Below are 3,660 nucleotides of genomic sequence, written 5' to 3'. Positions count from 1 at the left end.
GCGCCGAGCGAGACGGCCACCGCGCGCACAGGCTGGCCGATCGCGAGGCGCAGCGCCAGGCGCCCCGTGGCCAGCGTCCACAGGCGCACCGTGCCATCGGCCCCGCCGCTCACGAGCGACGCGCCGTCAGCGGAGAAGGCCAGACCGGTCACGGCGCCCGCGTGCCCTCCGAACGTGCGCAGCACGCGCCCACGGGTATCGGTGATGATCACGCGGCCATCGGGGGTTCCTGTGGCGATCTGCTCGTTCCGGGGGGCGAATGCGTGCACCCGACGCGGGCGATCTCCTCGCGCGCGTGACGTCGGCGTGGCTGGCTCGGCGCGAAGCGTGAGCGCGCGCAGCACGGGGGCGGCCGAGCTCCATTCGAGGATGTCGGTGCCGCCTGCTTCGTCGCGCCATCCGCGCAGGGCGAGGAGACCATCGGGGGAGAAGGCGGGGGTCCACGTGAAGGCCTCGCGCGCCGAGAAACCGGCGATGCGACCGCCGAGAGGGCTCCACAGGCTGATGTGACCGTCTCCCTCTCCTCCTGCGAGGAGGGTGCCGTCGGGCGACCAGGCCAGCGCCCGAATGGGGCCGTCGCTCTGGAGCGGCCGTGGCGCAGCGCCCGCGCCCACCGAGCAGATGGCGCCCCCCTGGCTGCCTGCAGCGGCCAGCACGCCGCCTTCCGGCGCCCACGCCACGCAGGCCAGAGACCCGCCCAGCCGAATCGACGCCACGCGGCCCAGCGTGGCCATGTCGAAGAGCTCCACGGTGCCCTCGGGGGTTGTCGCGGCGAGCAGCCGTCCGCTGGGGTCGAACGAGACGCAGGTGGCGGCCTGCGCGGGCGAGGCCACGACGCGGGCGAGGTGTCCGGCGCGGCTGTCCCACAGCTCGACGAGGTTCTGCCCGGTCACCTGCCCGTCGACGCCCAGGGCGATGGTCGCCCCGTCCGGTGAGAATGCAAGGCTTCTCGGCGCTCCGCCGCTGGCCGCCAGCGGCGGATACGGCGTTCCGGTGTCGGTGTCGAAGACCGCGATGACGTGGGTCTCCGGGCGCCAGGTCGCGGCGGCCAGGCGGCGGCCATCTGGAGAGAAGGCGACCGCGGCGACCGGGGCGTCGCCCGCTGTGTCGGTGCGGCGCGGGGTGAGGGTATCGACATCCCACGTGACCACCGCGCCGCTGCTCGCGCCGGTGGCCAGGGTTCGGCCGTCGGGGGCGAACGCGAGCACCCGCGGCGTTCCGCCGCCGCCGCGGGCGGTGTGCAGCAGTGCCCGGGCCTGCATGTCCCACAGCGCGATCTGGCCGTCAGCGGCCACCGAGGCGAGGAAGCGCCCATCGCGGGAGAACGCGACAGCCGTGACGGGAGAGGTGTGCCCGGCCTGCAGAACGAGCGTTGGCGTCTGTCCGGACGCGGGGCGCAGGAAGAGCGCCAGCAGCACGAGCAGCGTGCGCGCGATAGAGGTCGGAACGGGACGCCGCCGCGCGCCATGCGGGGGAGACGCGGTCAGGTGGGCACGGCTCCCCTCCTGGCCCGACCGCGTGGGTCGTTCGGACCTGGAGAGGCGATTCAGGCGCTCAGCGGCGATGTCCGAGCCCGCGGGTGAAGTCGATGCGCTCGCTCCACTCCGGGTGATCGATGAGCGGGTTGCGATTGCCCTGCTTGCGGAAGATCTCGGCATTGCGGTGCTGCTCGTACTCTCCCACCGGGTCGTTCTTGCTCCACTCGAGGAGCGTCTTGATGTCTTCCGCGGAGTACTCACCGGGCTCGTCACCCACCTGGCCGGGGTAGCGCAGCAGGAAGTACAGGGTCGCCCGAGCCACGGGGCCCTTGCCCGTGGCGGGTTCGAAGCCGTCCTTGCCGGCGCTCACGGTGCCGCAGGCCGAGCCGCTGTCCGGCTCATCGGAGTAGGGGTAGCTGCCGCGCAGGCTGTTGCAGCCAGGGTCGCAGGCAAAGAGATGGTGCAGGTCGCCGCGCATGGGCAGCTTCTTGTCGAACCACGACTGGGGCACCACGTGCTCGCAGTTGAACTCGTCTGCCGCGCTCACCGCGGCCAGGAAGGCTGGCCCCGAACCCGCGGCGGCCGTGGCGACCGACTGCGCACGAGAGGCGTGCTTCGACACGTCGCAAGAGACACCGCTCTGCACGGTGTAGATGCTGTGCAGCTTGCCATCCGGATGGCGATCGACCACAGGGTAGAGCTCGCTGGACGGGCTGTAGTCGAGAACCGTGGTGTGGGTCTTCGTCACGAGGTCGCTGAGGCGGTCGAAGAGCGCCTTGGGGTCGAGCTGGGCGGCCTCGGTCTCTAGCCCGCCGTAGTACGCCGCGCGGTCGGCCGCGTCGGCCTTGGCGTCGTAGTAGGGGCGCGTGCCCGTCGGGGGGGCGCTGCGGAAGGCGCGAACGTGCGCGGGAGAGAGCACGTCGTTTGCGGCGCGCGCTGTCGGGCTGTAGACGTCGACCGTTGCTTCACGTCCCGTGCTTGCGCGCTCTACGAGCGGGCGCACGCTTGTTGCCTGGACCGGGACGAACCCTGCGATCTGCTGCACTGTGCTCGATCCAATCGGGTGATTGTTTCAAGCGTAGCACGTCCCCGTGAGGAAAACACCTCGATATTGTTAAAGAATCGCCAAATCTTGCGGGCCTTCGTATGTCGGTGGACGGGGGGAGCGCTGCGTGCCCAACCAGGAACGAGGCAGGCGGGCGCGAATATCGTTCAAGTTCGATTGCAGCGGTCTTGCGGGTCCGGAGGCAATCGCCAGGAGGTGAGCGCGTGCCCCGGCCCGACTCGAAGAAGGGGTCTTCCCCACGTCGCGGTGCCTTTCGCAAGGTGGTTCTGGCGCTCTGGTTCGTTGGTGTGGCGTGCGTCGGTCTTGCGGGAGGGATCGCCTGGGCCCTGTTCCACGCCCTCGGTGGCGCGGGCACCGTGGGCACCGTGGTCGAGAGCATGCGCCACCCAGGGGAGCGCGCCTTCGGCGCACGAGACGCCCTGTACGTGCTCTGCCTGGGCATCGACTACAACCATGACAGCAAGGGCATCCTCTACACAAAGTACGCGCGCTCCGACAGCGTCTTCGTCGTGCGCATCGACAAGCAGGCGAACACGCTCAGCGTGGTCTCCATCCCGCGCGACATGCGCGTCGAGATCCCGGGGCACGGTCACGACAAGATCAACACGGCCTACTCGTACAAGGCCAACGGTGACCTCGATCTCGCGCGCAAGACGGTGGAGCAGTTCCTCGGCGTTCACATCGACCACACGGTGGTGATCAAACCGTATGCGGTCGAGCACGTCGTCGACGCCTTCGGTGGGGTCGACCTCGATGTCGAGCGCGACATGGACTACGACGACAACTGGGGGAACCTCCACATCCACCTCAAGAAGGGGCTCCAGCACCTCAACGGCCAGCAGGCGGTGGGGTACATCCGCTTCCGCAAGGACGCCGAGGGCGATCGGGGCCGCATGCGTCGCCAGCAGCAGTTCCTCAGGGCGATGATGGCGCAGCTGCCCCGGGTGGGCAACCTCTCGCGCATCGGTCAGGTCGAGCACTCCCTGAAGACCGACATCAGCACCAGCCTGGGGTATGACGATCTCATCGACCTGGCCATCTTGTACAAGGGCTTCGATCGCAAGAAGATGAAGAGCGCCCGCGTGGAGGGGAGCGACCAGCTCATCGATGGCACCT

General features: G+C 69.6%; 3 protein-coding genes. 1 reads left to right on the top strand and 2 read right to left on the bottom strand.

All coding sequences use genetic code 11. The annotated features are described in order from the left end of the window. The coding region (locus EB084_21690) for a hypothetical protein (protein ID NDD30878.1) at positions 1–1,418 on the bottom strand (1,418 nt) is incomplete at its 3' end. Between the two features lie 136 nt (positions 1,419–1,554). Further along, the gene (locus EB084_21685) at positions 1,555–2,397 is read right to left on the bottom strand and encodes a hypothetical protein (GenBank protein ID NDD30877.1); all 843 of its coding nucleotides are present in this window, start codon (positions 2,395–2,397) and stop codon (positions 1,555–1,557) included. 350 nt (positions 2,398–2,747) lie between these two features. On the opposite strand from EB084_21685, the gene EB084_21680 reads away from it, so the two are divergent. Then, on the top strand, positions 2,748–3,660 hold a 913-nt coding region (locus tag EB084_21680; GenBank protein ID NDD30876.1), incomplete at its 3' end, for a LytR family transcriptional regulator.

This window comes from Pseudomonadota bacterium, assembly GCA_010028905.1.
GTDB lineage: Bacteria > Vulcanimicrobiota > Xenobia > RGZZ01 > RGZZ01 > RGZZ01.
This window is presented reverse-complemented; position numbering and strand designations above follow the sequence as displayed.